The following is a 14,885-nucleotide window of genomic DNA, read 5'->3' as shown; positions in this document are numbered from 1 at the left end:
CGCGGGCCCTGCCGGCGAGCCAGAGTGGACGGCATACAGGGAAAGTGATCGCGCCTGCCTGATCATCGACAAGGTCGATACCGTTACCAGCGATCCCGATGCGTCCATCCGCGCCGCTTGGGGCAGCGAGATGGTGGGTTTCCGGTAGCGCAGCCCGCGCGGGCCGGTGCTTACCCCGTCGCCTTGGCGGCCAGGGCCTCGCTCTTCATCTGACGGAACAGGTCCACGTAGTAGGGCAGGCATTCCGACAGCGCCTTCTCGGTGGTGAACAGGGGCTCGTAACCCAGGTCGCGCCGCGCCTTGTCGGTGGAGAAGTAGTTGTCCAAATACAACCGCTCGACGGCCAGCGGCTCCAGCAGCGGCGCCGGCATCCCGAATCGGAAATGCATTCGCTGCCAACCGGTCATCGCCGCGCGCACCATCGGACCGTTGACCCGGATTCGCGGCCAGTTTTGGCCGCACGCCTCGACGACCGGGCGCGCGAACTCGAACATGTTGATCGGCTCGGCGTCGTTGATGAAGTACGCCTGACCGGGCGCGGTCCCGCCGGGCACCAGGTGCTGGGCGGCGAGGATGAAACCGTGAATCAGGTTGTGCACGTACGAGTTATCGAGCCGCGCCGACTTGCGGCCGATCAGCACCTTGACGTGGCCGGCGATCACGCTCTCGAACAGCTTGCGGAACATCGTCTGATCGCCGCGGCCCCAGATGCCGCTGGGCCGGATCGCACACGTCAGCATGTCGCCAATGCCGTTCTGCGACAACACGAACCGCTCGGCGACCACCTTGGTCTCGGTGTACAGGTCGTTGAACCTGCTGGTGTAGGGCAGCGTCTCGTCGCCGCCGGAGATGTTCTGGCCGCCCATCACGACACTGTTGGACGACGTGTAGACGAAGCGCTTCACCCCTGCCGCCTGCCCGGCGTGCACGAGGTTCTCGGTACCGCCGACGTTGACCGCGAAGCTGCGCTGCCGGTATTCGTCGGTGACCGACGCGCCACCCATCAACTCGATGATCGCCGCGGTGTGGAACACCGTGTCGACACCGTCCACGGCCGCGGCGCACACGGCCGTGTCGGTGATGTCGCCCTGCAGCACCTCCAACTGCGGATGCGGTGGCAGCGGCGACGGGGCGCGATCGAAGGAACGCACCTGGTACCCGCGGTCGAGCAAGGTGTTCACCAGGTTTGCGCCGACAAACCCGGAGCCGCCGGTGACCAGGACTCGGCCGAGTTCGGTGGTCAGTGATGCATCACCCATGCCGCGAAGCATAACTGAAACGTGTTCCAGTTTGGGAAAAATTTTGAAGCAGGTTTCGCCGAAGCGCCGCGCTCAGGCTTCCTCCGCCTGCCCGGCAGCGAGCGCATCCTCGACTCGCTTCCGCGCGCCAGCTAAGTGCTCCTCGCACCTTTTCGCCAGCTGTTCGCCCCGTTCCCATAGTTTCAGCGACGAATCAAGATCCAGCCCGCCCTGCTCGAGCAGCCGCACGACTTCGATTAGCTCGTCCCGGCAAGCTTCATAGCCAAGCTGACTAATAGGCGTAATCGGTCGGGCCCCGCCGCCGTCGGTCGAGCCGTCGTCCAAGCCGTCTTCCTCAACCATCGGCCAGCCCTTCACTCACCGCCGTTACGGCGCCGTCGGAAACCCGCACCCGCAGGCGGGTTCCCGCGGGCGCGTCTTGGACCGACCGCAGCACTTCCGCCGGCACCCCGCCCGCCGGGACCGTCTGCACCACGGCGTATCCGCGGGCCAGGGTGGCCGCCGGGCCCAGCGTGGCCAGTCGCGCGGCCAGGTGGCCCACGCGGTCGGTCTCGGCGGTGATCAGCCGGGTGATGTCGCGGCGAACCGCCGAGCGCGCGCGCTGAACCTCTTCGGCGCGCGCCGTCAGGGCGGTCAGCGGCTCGGCCAGCACCGGGCGGCTGCGCAGCTGCGCCAGCGCGCGTTGTTCGCGCGATACCCAATTGCGTAGCGCCTGCGCGCTGCGCCGCCGCAGGTCGTCGACCAGCCGTTGCTCCGCGGCGGTGTCCGGGACCACCCGCTTCGCGGCGTCAGTGGGCGTGGCGGCGCGTAGGTCGGCGACCAGATCGCAGAGCGGATTGTCGGGTTCGTGGCCGACGGCGCTGATCACCGGTGTCCGGCAGGCGGCGATCGCTCGGCACAGCGTCTCGTCGGAAAACGGCAGTAGGTCCTCGACACTGCCGCCGCCGCGGGCCAGCACGATCACGTCGACTTCACGGTCGCGATCGAGCTCGCGAAGCGCGTCGACGATCTGCGCGACCGCGTTGGGACCCTGGACGGCGGTGTTGCGCACCGCGAAACGCACTCCGGGCCAACGCGCGCTCGCCACCGTCGTCACGTCGTGCTCGGCGGCGCTGGCCCGCCCGGTGATCAATCCGATCATGTTGGGCAGGAAGGGAATTGGTCGCTTGAGCCGCGGATCGAAGAGCCCTTCGGCGTCCAGCAGGCGGCGCAGTCTTTCGATGCGCGCCAGCAGCTCGCCGACACCGACGGCGCGAATCTCGCTGAGCCGCAACGAAAAAGTGCCGCGCCCGGTGTAGAACGACGGCTTGCCGCACACCACCACCTGGGTACCCTCGGCCAATTTGACCGGCGCACCCAGTACCAGGTCGCGTGGGCACGTCACGGTCAGGGACATGTCGGCCGCCGGATCGCGCAGTACCATGAACACCGTCTTGGAGTCATTGCGCATGTTGATCTGGGCCAGTTGCCCTTCGACCCATACGGTGCCAAGCCTGTCGATCCAGCCCGCGACGCGGATCGCCACGGCGCGCACCGGGAAGGGGTTCTCCGCGGAGTTCGGCTCCGGATTCGCCGCTCGGGTCACTTCGCGTTCGCGCGGGTGATCCTGTTGGCGAGCAGCGTCTGGAACGGTGCCCGGGCCTTGGTGGCCTGCTCGTAGGCCAGCAGCGCTTCGAGTTCGTCGACGGCCAGCGATTGCAGCCTGGCGCGCAGCTGGGCCAGCGTCAGCGCCGGATAGTCGAGTTCGGCCGCGACCGCCGGTGCCGGAACTCCGGTGTCGGACGCCGCCGACTTCGTCGATATTCGCGCGGGTTTCATCGGCGGATCGGCGGCCTCGGGCGCGTCGGTCACCGAGTACAGGGCGAACCGCCCCTCGGCCCGGCGATCGCCGTTGCCGCCTTCCGGCTGCATGGGGGGAGCACCGTTCTCGCCGCCGTCACCCAAATCCTCGTCGAACGTCGCCCACTCCGGATTTTCGTCCTTGGGCGGAAAGATGGATTCCAGGGTGCTGTCGCCCTTGATCACCAGCTCGGCCAGGTTCTGCTGGAAGCGCATCACCAGGTGCGCCGCCTGGCTGGCTAGCGTCATCGGGTACATCAGAATCGACTTCGGCAGCTTCATCGTCTCCTCGACGGCGACTGTCGCCGCGCCGACCAGTAGCCGAACTCCATACGGTGCAGTAGCCATGGGTCCAAGCCTGCCAGCACCTGCGGATAACTCCAAGCCCGCCCGCGCGGGCCGGACTATGTGCCCCGTGGCGCGGCGGCCCGTACCCTGAATGTCATGCCGCCGACTGTCGATGTGGGGATTCCCGGCGCTGTGAAGTCGGGGACGCCGGTCGCCGACCCCACCCGTAAGCGCGTGCTCCTGGCGGAGCCGCGTGGCTACTGCGCCGGGGTGGATCGGGCCGTCGAGACGGTGGAGCGCGCCCTGAAGAAGCACGGCGCCCCGGTCTACGTGCGCCACGAGATCGTGCACAACCGCCACGTGGTCGACACCCTGGTCAAGGCCGGTGCGGTTTTCGTCCAGGAGACCGACGAGGTTCCCGAGGGCGCCATCGTGGTGTTCTCCGCTCACGGCGTCGCGCCGACGGTCTATGCCGCGGCCGCCGAACGTAACCTGCACACCATCGACGCCACCTGCCCGCTGGTGACCAAGGTGCACAACGAGGCCAGGCGGTTCGCGCGTGATGACTACGACATCTTGCTGATCGGCCACGAGGGTCATGAGGAGGTCATCGGCACCGCCGGGGAGGCGCCCGAACACGTGCAGCTGGTCGACGGGGTCGGCTCGGTCGACAATGTCACGGTCCGCGACGAAAACAAGGTGGTCTGGCTGTCGCAGACCACTCTGTCGGTCGACGAGACCATGGAGATCGTCGAGCGGCTGCGGCGTCGTTTCCCGAAGCTGCAGGACCCGCCGAGCGACGACATCTGTTACGCGACCCAGAACCGGCAGGTCGCGGTCAAGGCGATGGCGCCCGAATGTGAGCTGGTGATCGTCGTCGGGTCCCGCAACTCGTCGAATTCGGTGCGGCTGGTCGAAGTCGCCTTGGGTGGGGGCGCCGCCGCCGCTCACCTGGTCGATTGGGCCGACGATATCGACCCGACGTGGTTGGAGGGCGTGACGACGGTGGGGGTCACCTCCGGCGCGTCAGTCCCCGAGGTTCTGGTGCGTGGCGTGCTGGAACGGCTCGCCGACTACGGCTATGACGTGGTGCAGCCGGTGACGACCGCCCAGGAGACCTTGGTGTTCGCCCTGCCCCGCGAGATCCGGTCGGGTCGCTAGACGTCGTATTCCCAGGAGTCGGCCGGCGGCCGCCCCTGAGACCGGCCATGCGCCCGTGACCGACCCCGTCGTTCGGGGCGGGGCTCGACTCTCGGCTCGTCTCGGGACTGATCGAGCGGAGCTTCCCCGCGGTAGCGCACGCGCGAGATCGGGTGGTGCGTCGGATTGGTGCCGTTCGATCCGCCGCCGGCGCCGCGACGCCGCGGTGCCTCGTAGGAGGGGTCGTAGGGCTCGTACCGGCCGAAACGCTCGGACGGACCGGGCGGCTCGTACCTGTCGTAATCGTCGAACCGACTGGTGCGGGGTGCCGGCCGTTCGTATGGATTGCGGCGCGTCCGCGGATCCCGACGGCTTTCCCGCGGCGGGGCGGGCACGTCTGGCTCACCATCGGGCCTGGGACGGCGGCGCGACCGGCGCGGCGGGTCGGCAGGGTCGAAGTCGCGGGGCGGGGCCGGGCGCCGACGCCGGGGACGATCCGCCGCCGGCTCGTCCTGGTCTTCCGGGAAAGTCCGGCGGGATCGCGTTCGGGTCGAACGGGTGGCGGAACGATCGCCGCGCGCTGCCCGGCCGGACTTCGGCGCCGTGTCCCGGGTGCTCGCGCGGGCTCGCCTTGGGCGGGCGGAGGCGGCCTCGTCGGCATCGCCGTCCTCCGAACCGAGGCCCAGGTACGAGTTGAGTTTCGCGCTGACGCCGCCAAAGAAAGGCTTTCGTTCGGAGGCGCCGGCACTGTCGTCGGTTTTGTTGGCCGCCAACGTCTTTCGGTTAGACGTGCCGGTATACCACCTGACCAGTCCGATCAGCAGAACGGCCCCCGCCGTGCCCAGCATCAGCGGGAACCGCTCGATCAGCGGATACCCGCAGTTAATCAGCAGGTCTTTCAGGTGACCGATTTTGCGTCCGTGGAATAACCAGTAAGCCCCGGGTACGGCGCAGAAAAGTATCAGCGGCGGCTGGATGATCGCGGTGAACAGGCCTTCCTGGCGCACGGCCAGCACCGCTGCCAGGCAGCCGGCGATATAGAGGCCGGCGAAGACGTGTGTCAGCTCCTTGTGGCCCGATCCCGCGTCGATGGCATACCCGATGGCGGCGCCGGTGACAGCGATGACCAGCGCTGCCCACCACGGCACACCTGGGATATTGGGGTGGATCGAGCGGTGGGTAGGTTCCACAGCCGATTTGGCCCGCTCTGCTGACACATGTAGACCGTACCGGCAATGGGACGAAACGCCCGTAAAGACCTTGTTGCGGCGCTGGGCGTGCCATGTCGTTCGTGCACGAACGACACACCGCGGCCGGCCCCCGCCGCTGAGCCCTAGACTTGGTTCCCCGTGAGCCTGAGCCTGGGAATCGTCGGCCTGCCCAATGTCGGCAAGTCGACGCTGTTCAACGCCCTGACCCGGAACAACGTGGTGGCGGCGAACTACCCGTTCGCGACGATCGAACCGAACGAGGGCGTCGTCTCGCTGCCGGATCCGCGGCTGGCCAAGCTCGCGGAGCTCTTCAATTCCGAGCGCATCGTCCCGGCGCCCGTGACGTTCGTCGACATCGCCGGCTTGGTCAAGGGGGCCTCCGAGGGGGCGGGCCTGGGTAATAAGTTCCTGGCGCATATCCGCGAATGCGATGCGATCTGCCAGGTGGTCCGGGTGTTCTCCGACGAGGACGTCACACACGTGGCCGGAGACGTCGATCCCCAATCCGATATCGAGGTCGTCGAGACCGAGCTGATCCTGGCCGATCTGCAGACGCTGGAACGCGCTCTGGGCCGGCTGGAGAAGGAGGCCCGCACCAACAAGGAGCGCAAGCCTGTTTACGACGCCGCGCTCGCCGCCCAGCAGGTGCTGGATAGCGGGAAGACGCTGTTCGCCGCGGGGGTCGATACTTCGGTGCTGCGTGAGCTGAACCTGTTGACCACCAAGCCGTTCCTCTATGTCTTCAATGCCGACGAGGCGGTGCTCACCGACGCCGCACGGGTCGCCGAACTGCGTCAGCTCATCGCGCCCGCGGACGCCGTGTTCCTCGACGCCGCCATCGAGTCGGAACTGACCGAGCTCGACGACGAGTCGGCCGCCGAGCTCCTGGAATCGATCGGGCAGACCGAACGCGGTCTGGATGCGTTGGCCCGGGCGGGTTTTCACACGCTGAAGCTGCAGACCTTTTTGACCGCCGGCCCCAAGGAGGCGCGGGCCTGGACCATCCACCAGGGCGATACCGCGCCGAAGGCGGCGGGGGTGATCCACACCGACTTCGAGAAGGGCTTCATCAAGGCCGAGATCGTGTCGTATGACGACCTGATCGCCGCCGGATCGATGGCGGCGGCGAAGGCCGCCGGCAAGGTGCGGATGGAAGGCAAGGACTACGTGATGGCCGACGGCGACGTGGTGGAGTTCCGTTTCAACGTGTAGTCAGCCGACGGGGTTCGGACCCTCGCGTTTACGCCGCCTCAACGGGTGACGTCGGCGAGGGCGACGGGGCACCACCGGGGCCCCTGGGGGCCGGGCTGGGGACAGCGGGAGGAGTGAGCGAGCCGAACTGGGGACAGTAGGCCTGGATCGCAGCTCCCGTGAAGTAGGCGGCATTGAGGGGTGGCCAGTTGGTGGCGTTGGTGACCCTGGTGACCAGATCCGCGTTGCTGGTGTTGGGGTTATCGCTGAGGGTGGCGCACACGACGGTTTTCGCGACCTGGATGGCTCGCTCGGGTGCGCCGTAATCCATGCCGGAGGTGCTGAGGTTGGTGATGAATGCGTCGTCGGTGGCGTCGGCATGGGCGGGCACGGCCAACCCCACGGAAAGGACCATCAACGCTATGGCTCTCACGACCATGGCATCCCCCTGGTTGTTCCGCGGTGTCCCGTGACCAGCGAATTCGCGACGAGATTCCATCGCAGCTTAACTAACGCCCGTCGCCGCCGCGCGTCTTGCGGCGCCGACGCCGGGCGCGCCGGCTTGTCAGACCGGGTGCCTAGCATGCCTCACGCAAGCGCTATCGCCGTGCGGCACCGCCGCGGCCCCAGGGAGGTTTCGTGAAGTTCATTTCGACCCGCATCATCACGGGCGACGTCGATCGGCTCGTGGCTTTCTACGAGATGGTCACCAACGTTTCCGCCGTCTGGGGCAACGAGCTGTTCGCCGAGATTCCGACGTCGATCGGAACACTGGCGATCGGCAGCGACAAGACCGTGCCACTCTTTGGGGACGGATCCGCTGAGCCGGCGGCCAACCGGAGCGCGATCCTGGAGTTCATTGTCGAGGACGTGGATGCCGAGTACGAGCGACTTCGCGAACGCGTGGGCGAGGTCGTGACCGAGCCGACGACCATGCCGTGGGGTAACCGCGCGCTGTTGTTCCGCGACCCGGATGGAAACCTCGTCAACCTGTTCACCCCGGTCACGGAGGAGGCCCGTGCCAAGTTTGGCGTCTGACGATGCCACGCGGAGCCTTTCCTGCGTCGCAGCGTTAAGGTGAAGCGTGGTCGCCGATGGCCATATCGACATGGCCGAGGAACATGAACGCCGGGCTGCCGCGCTGGATGAGCGCGAGAAGGCTCTCGAGCGGCGCGAGGCTGAGGCCGCAAGACGCGAATGGATCGCTGGCAGAAGAGATCGGATCGCTAATCAGCGGGACCGCATCGCGGATGAGCGCGAGCAGCTCGCCGACGAACGCGAGCAGCGCGCGGACGAACGCGAGGGCACGGCGGCGAAACGCGAACGGGAGCGGCTGCAACGCATCACCGAAGGGGTGGAGCGCAGCCAAGCCCGAGCCAGGCGTGAGCAGGCCGACGTGTCGCGTGAGATGGCGGACACCGAGCGGGATTACGACCACCCCTAAGGCTGTCGACCGCGCCCGCCTCGTCATTCGTATCCGTAAATATACTTTCGTGTAATAAATTTGCTGGATATGCGGTCCAAGCCATTTTTTAGCTTACACGTGATGCCTGCCACAAATTTTGGCTTGCTAAGTATCTCGTTGCTAATGTCCCTGGCCATGTTTGTTCTCGCTACGTTGATGTCGCTCATCAACCAGGTTTCCGGGACGCCGTATATTCCGGGCGGAGATTCTCCGGCCGGGACCGACTGTTCCGGTCTTGCTTCCTGGGTTGCCAATGCGGCGACTGACAGGCCGGTTTTTGGAAGTCGTTTTAACACCGGAAATGAAGAATCCGCTTTATTGGCACGGGGCTTCCAATATGGAACCGCCCCGAACGCCTTGGTGATCGGATGGAACGGTGGCCACACCGCGGTCACCTTGCCGGACGGGACCCCCGTATCCAGCGGTGAGCGCGGCGGCGTGCGCATCGGCGGGGCGGGTGCCTACCAGGCCGGTTTTACGCATCACATGTTCCTGCCGATGCCACCGGACGCAGAGATGCTCGCGCCTCCGCCCCCGGACGCACCGCCTCCGCCGCCGGACGCTCCGCCTCCGCCTCCGGACGCACCGCCACCGCCGGACGCACCCCCGCCGCCGGACGCACCGCCCGTTTTGATCGGCATTGTGGATCCCGCGCCGCCGCCTCCGCCGGCACCCGATTTGCCGCCGGCCGGCGATCCAGGAATTGTGAATTGACCAAAAAACGGATAGCGCGCATGTCGGTTAATGCGGCGGACCGATGCGCAACATTGGTCACATTGCTCGCATTGCGGGCCTGGGAAAAGTGAAATAGGTCCGAACCACGACGGTTTGTGTGCTACATCACTATCCCGGATGCGCAATTGTCACAGCACCACCAATACAAAATCCGCCCGGGCGTCGATGACGATGCCCGGGCGGATTTTGCTGTGCGGGCCGACTGAGAACAAAACTCTATTGGCAGCGACCGTCGGCACGGGCGGCACGTATCCTGACGCTGCGGGCCCACGAGAGTTCCGAGCGGAGGCGGGAGCGGCCATGATCTTCATCGTCGTGAAGTTCGAAACAAAGCCCGAGTGGACCGACCGCTGGCCGGAACTGGTCGCCGCGTTCACGGCGGCCACCCGAGCCGAAGAGGGCAACCTGTGGTTCGAGTGGTCACGCAGCCTCGACAACCCGGCCGAGTACGTCCTGGTCGAAGCCTTCCGCGATGCCGACGCCGGCGGCGCACACGTCAACAGCGATCATTTCCAGCGTGCGATGCGCGAGTTGCCGCAGGCGCTGAAGTCCACGCCCAAGATCATCAGCCAGACGATCGACGCGACGGGCTGGTCGAAGATGGGGGAGATGTCGGTCGACTGACCGATCTAGCCGGGCTGTCCGACGGAGATTGCGATCTCCTCGCCCAGCTGGTAGCCCGGCGCCAGCGGGAGAGTGTCGCCGCTCCAGAACGAGCCCGGGTCGAACGAATGCGCATCCTTGTCCGTGACCAGCAAGCCCATCTCCTCGTAGGTGATCGCCACGGTCTCCGCGCAGTATGCCGTCTCCAGGCTCATCTTGCGCGCTTCCCTACGACGCTGTGTCTGCTCGCGAATCTTCTTATCCACCACCGGAATTCCTCTTACCCAGTCGTTGATGGTCGGCAGCCGGCCGCGGAACCACCGGCCGGTCAGCCGGGCGGTGGTCGGGAATGGGGTGCCGTCCATGCGTGCGATGACCCGCAGCAGTTTGTCTTCCTGTTCGCGGCTGGCATAGGGCGTCAGCTGTCGTAGCCAGCACCGCTGCTGGTAGCGATCGGTCCACTGCAGCACGGCCTGACGTAGATCGTGAAGCTGCACGCCGCGATGGTTGCTGCCGGTCCACATGTCGGTGAGCTTGTCGCCCAGCTCGGCGTGCCAGATCAGCGGCGGCAGATCGTCGATGGCTACCGTCATGCCGACGTGGTTCACCGGGGCGTTCGTCAACGTCTGAATGGCGCGATCGGGCCGCGAGCGCCCGCGGAACAACCACAGGTCACCCGTCCGGGTCTCGTTGAGTGCCTGGTCCAGGGTCAGCATGTAATCCCGCCGTCATCGGTCATCGGTGCGCGCCTTTCGGGTTCGCATGCGATCTGGGAGTCGTGACGCCAATGTTTGTGGGCCGCATGTAGATTGCCAGGCCTCCTTTCGGTGAGCGCGAACGCGATCACGCGGCCTATGCAGCCGCCCGCTCCGGTGATCACGGCGGTCTTGTCGCGAAGGGTGCCCATGGCCGTAATAGCCTGTCAACTATGCGCAACATTTGGAAGTGGATCGGCCTGGCCGGCGTCGCCGGCGTCGTCGCCGGCGGTGCGCTGGTGGTGCGCGATCAACGTAAACGGCGGGCCTACACGGCCGACGAGATCCGGGCCAGGTTGCATCAGAGGCTGGCCGACTCCAACCCGGAGGGCTTTCAATCCGAATCGCGTTCGGTCTGAACGCTGAATAAGCGGTAGCTGCCGGAAAAGCCCTTCAGCTCAACCTCGCTGCCCTCGTCGAAGGTGATGTCGTCGCAATCCCTCAGGGCGTGGCGCACCGGTTCGCTCACCAGGATCTGGCCACCGACCGCGTGCGCGGCGACCCGTGCCGCCATCGCCACGTTGCGCCCGAACAGATCGTCGCCGCGGCGCACCGAGCGGCCCATGTGGATGCCGATGCGCACCCGAATTTCCTCGTGCCGCTTACGCTTTGCGTCCCGATGTAGTGCGTCCTGAAGATCTATCCCGCACCGCACCGCCTGCTCGGCCCGGGAAAAGGCGATCATGAATCCGTCGCCCTGGCTCTTCACCACGTGTCCCGAACGCCGTTGCACGAGATCCTGAACCAGCTTGTCGTGCGAACTGATCAGCTTGACCCACGCGCGATCGCCGATGCGTTCGTTGAGCGCGGTGGACTCCTCGATGTCGGAGAACAAGATCACCACGCGGCCGTCCGGCGTGACCCGGGCCAGGTCGGGCCGCTCGACCTCGGCCCAGTCGGCAAGGTCCTCGATCGAACTGCGCACGGCGGCGCCGAAACCCTCCTTGCGCATCAGGTTGGCGGTGTTCCAGACGCGTTTGACGGCCTCGCGACCGCCCGACAGCAGCTGAGTGCGGGCGTCGACTCGCTGTCGAAGGTCGTCGACCTCCCGCCGGCTGCGGGCCAGCAGTTGCCACAGCACCGCGAGCGCGACGGCTTCGACGGCCGCAATCCCGCCCAGCGCGTAGACCGCGATATGCAGCGCATCACCCACGCCAGGAATCCTGCCAAACTCCGCGATCGGTTGTCGGGCCTACCGGCACTGTCTAGGGTTGAGCCCGGACGGCCCCGGGTAGTGCATCTCAAGCGAGCCGATAGGTGACTTTTGGGAGGTTCGGTCTTGGCCGACGACGGAGGTGGTTCGTCAAACCTGCTGGTGATCTTCGGAATTACCGGCGACCTGGCCCGCAAGATGACGTTCCGGGCCCTGTATCGGCTCGAGGCCCGCAAGCTACTGGATTGCCCGATCCTGGGCGTGGCGAGCGACGATATGTCCGTGGAGAAGTTGATCGAGCGGGCGCGCGAATCGATCGGCGACACCGGCGAGAAGATCGACGACGCGGTGTTCGACCGGCTGGCGGCTCGACTGGATTACCTGCACGGCGACGTCACCGACAGCGCGCTCTACAGCCGCCTGGCCGACATGATCGGCTCGGACTATCGCCCGCTGTACTACTTGGAAATGCCGCCGTCCCTGTTCGCGCCGATCGTGGAGAACCTCGCGAAAGTCGGGCTGCTGGAGCGGGCGCGGGTCGCGGTGGAAAAGCCGTTCGGCCACGACCTGGCCTCCGCCCGCGAGCTCAACGCGCGGCTGCGTGCGGTCCTCGACGAGGACCAGATCCTTCGGGTGGACCACTTCCTGGGCAAGCAACCCGTCCTCGAACTGGAGTGCCTGCGCTTCGGCAACCACGCATTGGCCGAATTATGGGACCGGCGCAGCGTTTCCGAAATCCACATCACCATGGCCGAAAACTTCGACGTCGAGACCCGCGGCAAGTTCTACGACGCGGTAGGCGCCCTGCGCGACGTCGTGCAGAACCACCTGCTCCAAGTGCTGGCGCTGGCGGCGATGGATCCGCCGGTCGGCTCCAGCGCCGACGACCTCAACGACAAGAAGGCCGAGGTTTTCCGCGCGATGCCGGCCCTATCGCCCGACCATTGCGTGCGCGGCCAATATCGCGGCTACACCGACGTCCCGGAAGTGCCGAAGGATTCCCAGACTGAGACCTTCGTGGCGCTGCGCACGGAGATCGACAACTGGCGCTGGGCCGGGGTGCCGATCTTCCTGCGGACCGGCAAGGCGCTGCCGGAGAAGGTCACCGAGGTGCGGTTGTTTCTGCGCCGTGTCCCGGCGCTGGCCTTCCTGCCCGACTGCCGACCCGCGGAGCCCAACCAGATCGTGCTGCGCATCGACCCCGACCCGGGGATGCGTGTCCAGATCTCCGCGCAGGTGGGCGATAAATGGCGCGACATTCACCTGGACTCGTTGTTCGCCGAGGACCTGGGTGAACCGGAGCGACCCTACGAGCGGCTCTTTCAAGCCGCGCTGACCGGCGATCGGCAGCTCTTCGCCCGCATAGACAGCATCGAAGAGACGTGGCGCATCGTGCAGCCCCTGCTGGACAACCCGTCCGAAATCCACCCGTATGACCGCGGTTCGTGGGGGCCCGACGCCGCGCGGTCGCTGTTGCATGGGCACCACGCTTGGCAGGAGCCGTGGATGCCGCGAAGCACGTCCCCAGCACAGTAAGGAGACCCAGGCAAATGCAGCTAGGCATGATCGGACTTGGCCGGATGGGCGCCAACATCGTGCGCCGCGTGGCCAAGGACGGACACGAATGTGTGGTGTACGACCACAATCCCGACGCGGTCAAGGCGATGGCCGGTGAAGAGCGCACCACCGGGGTGAGCTCGCTGGCGGAGCTGCGCGACAAACTCGACGCGCCACGCGTCGTCTGGGTGATGGTTCCCGCGGGCACCATCACCACGTCAGTGATCGAGGAGCTGGCCACCACGCTCGAGCCGGGCGACACCGTGATCGACGGCGGGAACTCGTACTACCGAGACGATATCCGTCATGCGAAGACGTTGTCGGACAACGGTATTCACCTGTTGGACTGCGGCACCAGCGGCGGGGTGTGGGGCCGGGAGCGCGGCTACTGCCTGATGATCGGCGGGGACGACGAGGCGTTCGCCCGTGCCGAGCCGATCTTCGCCAGCGTCGCACCTGGCGTGGACGCGGCACCGCGTACGCCGGGCCGCGACGGTGAGGTCGCGCAATCGGAGCAGGGCTACTTGCATTGCGGTCCGTCCGGCGCGGGGCACTTCGTCAAGATGGTGCACAACGGGATCGAGTACGGGATGATGGCCTCACTCGCGGAGGGGCTGAACATCCTGCGCAACGCCGACATCGGCAAGCACGTGCAGGAGGGCGACGCCGAAACGGCGCCACTGTCGAACCCCGAGTTCTATCAGTTCAACTTCGACATCCCCGAGGTCGCCGAGGTGTGGCGCCGGGGCAGCGTCATCGGTTCCTGGCTGCTGGACCTGACCGCCATCGCGCTGCACGAATCGCCTGAGCTGAAGGAGTTTTCGGGACGGGTCTCCGACTCCGGCGAGGGCCGGTGGACCGCCATCGCCGCGATCGACGAGGGTGTCCCCGCGCCGGTGCTAACTACCGCGCTGCAGGCCCGCTTCGCCTCGCGCAGCCTGGACGACTTCGCCAACAAGGCGCTCTCGGCGATGCGCAAGCAGTTCGGCGGGCACGCGGAGAAGCCCGCTAACTAACACGCTCGACGAAGGTCACGACGGCTTCGCTGAAGGCGTCGTTGTCGTCGCCGGCCGCGGTGTGCCCCGCGTTCGACAGTTCGACGAACTCCGCATTGGGCACGGTCGCCAGGAAATGCTTGACGCCCTCGGGGCTGACGACGTCCGAGAGCTTTCCGCGTATCAACAAAACCGGGATCGTCAGTCCCCTGGCCGCCTGCTCGAAGTTCTCGGTGCGTAGCTCGGGGTCGTCGCCGGGCTTGGTCATGAAGGCCGGGTCCCAATGCCAGTACCAGCGTCCGTCACGCAGCCGCAGATTCTTTTTCAGCCCCTCGGGGCTGCGTGGCTTCTCCCGGTAGGGCAGATAGGCGGCAACGGCGTCGGCGGCCTGCTCGAGCGATTCGAATCCGTCGAGGCCGCTGAACATGAAATCGCGGATGCGGGCGCTGCCGCCCTTCTCGAATCGCGGTACCACGTCGACGAGGACCAGTCTGGTCACCCGCGCGGGGCCGGCCCGATGGGCGGCAAGGATGCCGGTCAGCCCGCCCATGCTCGCCCCGATTATCGCCACCGGCCGGCCAATGGCATCCAGGACGCGCATCACGTCCGCGGTCAGCGTCTCGACGTCGTAGTCGGCGTCGGGCGCGCGATCGCTGTCACCATGGCCTCGGGAGTCCAGCGCCACGACGTGAAA

Annotated in this window: 18 protein-coding genes; 9 read left to right on the top strand and 9 right to left on the bottom strand. The window is 66.5% G+C overall.

The window, feature by feature from the left end:
- Window positions 1-170: 170 nt before the first annotated feature.
- From A5736_RS04520 to A5736_RS04505, 4 genes are read right to left on the bottom strand one after another with little or no spacing between them, the layout of a single operon-like run.
- Complete coding sequence (locus A5736_RS04520) at window positions 171-1,271, bottom strand: NAD-dependent epimerase/dehydratase family protein (protein WP_076244741.1); 1,101 nt, start codon at window positions 1,269-1,271, stop codon at window positions 171-173.
- A 60-nt stretch (window positions 1,272-1,331) separates the two neighbouring features.
- Window positions 1,332-1,601 carry an exodeoxyribonuclease VII small subunit gene (locus tag A5736_RS04515; RefSeq protein WP_076127655.1) on the bottom strand — a complete coding sequence of 90 codons (270 nt, stop codon included), beginning with the start codon at window positions 1,599-1,601 and terminating at the stop codon, window positions 1,332-1,334.
- The gene (gene xseA / locus A5736_RS04510) at window positions 1,594-2,844 is read right to left on the bottom strand and encodes an exodeoxyribonuclease VII large subunit (RefSeq protein ID WP_076244739.1); all 1,251 of its coding nucleotides are present in this window, start codon (window positions 2,842-2,844) and stop codon (window positions 1,594-1,596) included. The genes A5736_RS04515 and xseA overlap by 8 nt, the downstream gene beginning before the upstream one ends.
- On the bottom strand, window positions 2,841-3,446 hold the full coding sequence (locus tag A5736_RS04505) for a lipid droplet-associated protein (RefSeq protein ID WP_076244737.1): 606 nt from the start codon (window positions 3,444-3,446) through the stop codon (window positions 2,841-2,843). Before A5736_RS04505 ends, xseA begins: the two co-directional genes overlap by 4 nt.
- A 96-nt stretch (window positions 3,447-3,542) precedes the next feature.
- On the opposite strand from A5736_RS04505, the gene A5736_RS04500 reads away from it, so the two are divergent.
- Window positions 3,543-4,547, top strand: a complete 1,005-nt coding sequence (locus tag A5736_RS04500; protein WP_076114685.1) for a 4-hydroxy-3-methylbut-2-enyl diphosphate reductase — start codon at window positions 3,543-3,545, stop codon at window positions 4,545-4,547.
- On the opposite strand, the gene A5736_RS04495 is transcribed toward A5736_RS04500, so the two are convergent.
- Window positions 4,544-5,743: a DUF6542 domain-containing protein gene (locus tag A5736_RS04495; RefSeq protein ID WP_217695731.1), complete on the bottom strand. Its 1,200-nt coding sequence runs from the start codon at window positions 5,741-5,743 to the stop codon at window positions 4,544-4,546. The genes A5736_RS04500 and A5736_RS04495 overlap by 4 nt on opposite strands.
- Window positions 5,744-5,875: 132 nt before the next feature.
- Between A5736_RS04495 and ychF the strand changes: the two genes are divergently transcribed.
- A complete protein-coding gene (ychF, locus tag A5736_RS04490; protein ID WP_076244734.1) occupies window positions 5,876-6,949 on the top strand; it encodes a redox-regulated ATPase YchF in 1,074 nt (357 codons plus the stop codon).
- 28 nt (window positions 6,950-6,977) lie between these two features.
- Here the strand turns inward: ychF and A5736_RS04485 are convergent, their stop codons facing one another.
- Window positions 6,978-7,343: a DUF732 domain-containing protein gene (locus tag A5736_RS04485; RefSeq protein ID WP_254848279.1), complete on the bottom strand. Its 366-nt coding sequence runs from the start codon at window positions 7,341-7,343 to the stop codon at window positions 6,978-6,980.
- Window positions 7,344-7,567: 224 nt separating this feature from the next.
- On the opposite strand from A5736_RS04485, the gene A5736_RS04480 reads away from it, so the two are divergent.
- The 4 genes from A5736_RS04480 (at window position 7,568) to A5736_RS04465 (ending at window position 9,752) form a co-directional block, all read left to right on the top strand.
- Entirely contained in the window at window positions 7,568-7,966 is a 399-nt protein-coding gene (locus A5736_RS04480; protein ID WP_076127669.1) for a VOC family protein, read from the top strand.
- Between the two features lie 70 nt (window positions 7,967-8,036).
- Window positions 8,037-8,372 carry a hypothetical protein gene (locus A5736_RS04475; RefSeq protein ID WP_139333132.1) on the top strand — a complete coding sequence of 112 codons (336 nt, stop codon included), beginning with the start codon at window positions 8,037-8,039 and terminating at the stop codon, window positions 8,370-8,372.
- A gap of 156 nt (window positions 8,373-8,528) precedes the next feature.
- Entirely contained in the window at window positions 8,529-9,107 is a 579-nt protein-coding gene (locus tag A5736_RS04470; RefSeq protein WP_076127901.1) for a glycoside hydrolase, read from the top strand.
- Window positions 9,108-9,428: 321 nt separating this feature from the next.
- The gene (locus A5736_RS04465) at window positions 9,429-9,752 is read left to right on the top strand and encodes a putative quinol monooxygenase (RefSeq protein ID WP_076127673.1); all 324 of its coding nucleotides are present in this window, start codon (window positions 9,429-9,431) and stop codon (window positions 9,750-9,752) included.
- Between the two features lie 5 nt (window positions 9,753-9,757).
- Here A5736_RS04465 and A5736_RS04460 read toward each other — a convergent pair whose 3' ends face one another.
- Window positions 9,758-10,447, bottom strand: coding sequence for a guanylate cyclase (locus tag A5736_RS04460; RefSeq protein WP_076244728.1), 690 nt, complete (start codon window positions 10,445-10,447; stop codon window positions 9,758-9,760).
- A 212-nt stretch (window positions 10,448-10,659) separates the two neighbouring features.
- Here A5736_RS04460 and A5736_RS04450 point away from each other — a divergent pair, with 212 nt between their 5' ends.
- Window positions 10,660-10,845, top strand: coding sequence for a hypothetical protein (locus tag A5736_RS04450; RefSeq protein ID WP_076127677.1), 186 nt, complete (start codon window positions 10,660-10,662; stop codon window positions 10,843-10,845).
- Here A5736_RS04450 and A5736_RS04445 read toward each other — a convergent pair.
- Window positions 10,821-11,648 (bottom strand): adenylate/guanylate cyclase domain-containing protein, encoded by an 828-nt coding sequence (locus A5736_RS04445; protein ID WP_076127680.1) that lies wholly within the window; start codon window positions 11,646-11,648, stop codon window positions 10,821-10,823. The genes A5736_RS04450 and A5736_RS04445 overlap by 25 nt on opposite strands.
- 117 nt (window positions 11,649-11,765) lie before the next feature.
- Between A5736_RS04445 and A5736_RS04440 the strand changes: the two genes are divergently transcribed.
- Window positions 11,766-13,175 (top strand): glucose-6-phosphate dehydrogenase, encoded by a 1,410-nt coding sequence (locus A5736_RS04440; RefSeq protein WP_076244725.1) that lies wholly within the window; start codon window positions 11,766-11,768, stop codon window positions 13,173-13,175.
- A gap of 14 nt (window positions 13,176-13,189) precedes the next feature.
- Window positions 13,190-14,212, top strand: a complete 1,023-nt coding sequence (gene gnd / locus A5736_RS04435) for a phosphogluconate dehydrogenase (NAD(+)-dependent, decarboxylating) (RefSeq protein ID WP_076244723.1) — start codon at window positions 13,190-13,192, stop codon at window positions 14,210-14,212.
- Here the strand turns inward: gnd and A5736_RS04430 are convergent.
- Window positions 14,205-14,885 (bottom strand): alpha/beta fold hydrolase (locus tag A5736_RS04430; protein WP_076244722.1); only part of this gene is annotated, 681 nt, incomplete at its 5' end. The genes gnd and A5736_RS04430 overlap by 8 nt on opposite strands.

This window comes from Mycobacterium sp. SP-6446 (assembly GCF_001954045.1).
Lineage (GTDB): Bacteria > Actinomycetota > Actinomycetes > Mycobacteriales > Mycobacteriaceae > Mycobacterium.
The sequence above is the reverse complement of the archived record's forward strand: the minus strand, read 5'-3'. Positions and strand labels throughout refer to the sequence as shown.

What these genes read in the sequence shown, in the direction of transcription:
- A5736_RS04520 (WP_076244741.1), bottom strand. Translation starts at nt 1,271, where the DNA reads ATGCTTCGCGGCATGGGTGATGCATCACTGACCACCGAACTCGGCCGA.
- A5736_RS04515 (WP_076127655.1), bottom strand. Translation starts at nt 1,601, where the DNA reads ATGGTTGAGGAAGACGGCTTGGACGACGGCTCGACCGACGGCGGCGGG.
- A5736_RS04505 (WP_076244737.1), bottom strand. Translation starts at nt 3,446, where the DNA reads ATGGCTACTGCACCGTATGGAGTTCGGCTACTGGTCGGCGCGGCGACA.
- A5736_RS04500 (WP_076114685.1), top strand. Translation starts at nt 3,543, where the DNA reads ATGCCGCCGACTGTCGATGTGGGGATTCCCGGCGCTGTGAAGTCGGGG.
- A5736_RS04485 (WP_254848279.1), bottom strand. Translation starts at nt 7,343, where the DNA reads ATGGTCCTTTCCGTGGGGTTGGCCGTGCCCGCCCATGCCGACGCCACC.
- A5736_RS04475 (WP_139333132.1), top strand. Translation starts at nt 8,037, where the DNA reads ATGGCCGAGGAACATGAACGCCGGGCTGCCGCGCTGGATGAGCGCGAG.
- A5736_RS04470 (WP_076127901.1), top strand. Translation starts at nt 8,529, where the DNA reads ATGTTTGTTCTCGCTACGTTGATGTCGCTCATCAACCAGGTTTCCGGG.
- A5736_RS04465 (WP_076127673.1), top strand. Translation starts at nt 9,429, where the DNA reads ATGATCTTCATCGTCGTGAAGTTCGAAACAAAGCCCGAGTGGACCGAC.
- A5736_RS04460 (WP_076244728.1), bottom strand. Translation starts at nt 10,447, where the DNA reads ATGCTGACCCTGGACCAGGCACTCAACGAGACCCGGACGGGTGACCTG.
- A5736_RS04450 (WP_076127677.1), top strand. Translation starts at nt 10,660, where the DNA reads ATGCGCAACATTTGGAAGTGGATCGGCCTGGCCGGCGTCGCCGGCGTC.
- gnd (WP_076244723.1), top strand. Translation starts at nt 13,190, where the DNA reads ATGCAGCTAGGCATGATCGGACTTGGCCGGATGGGCGCCAACATCGTG.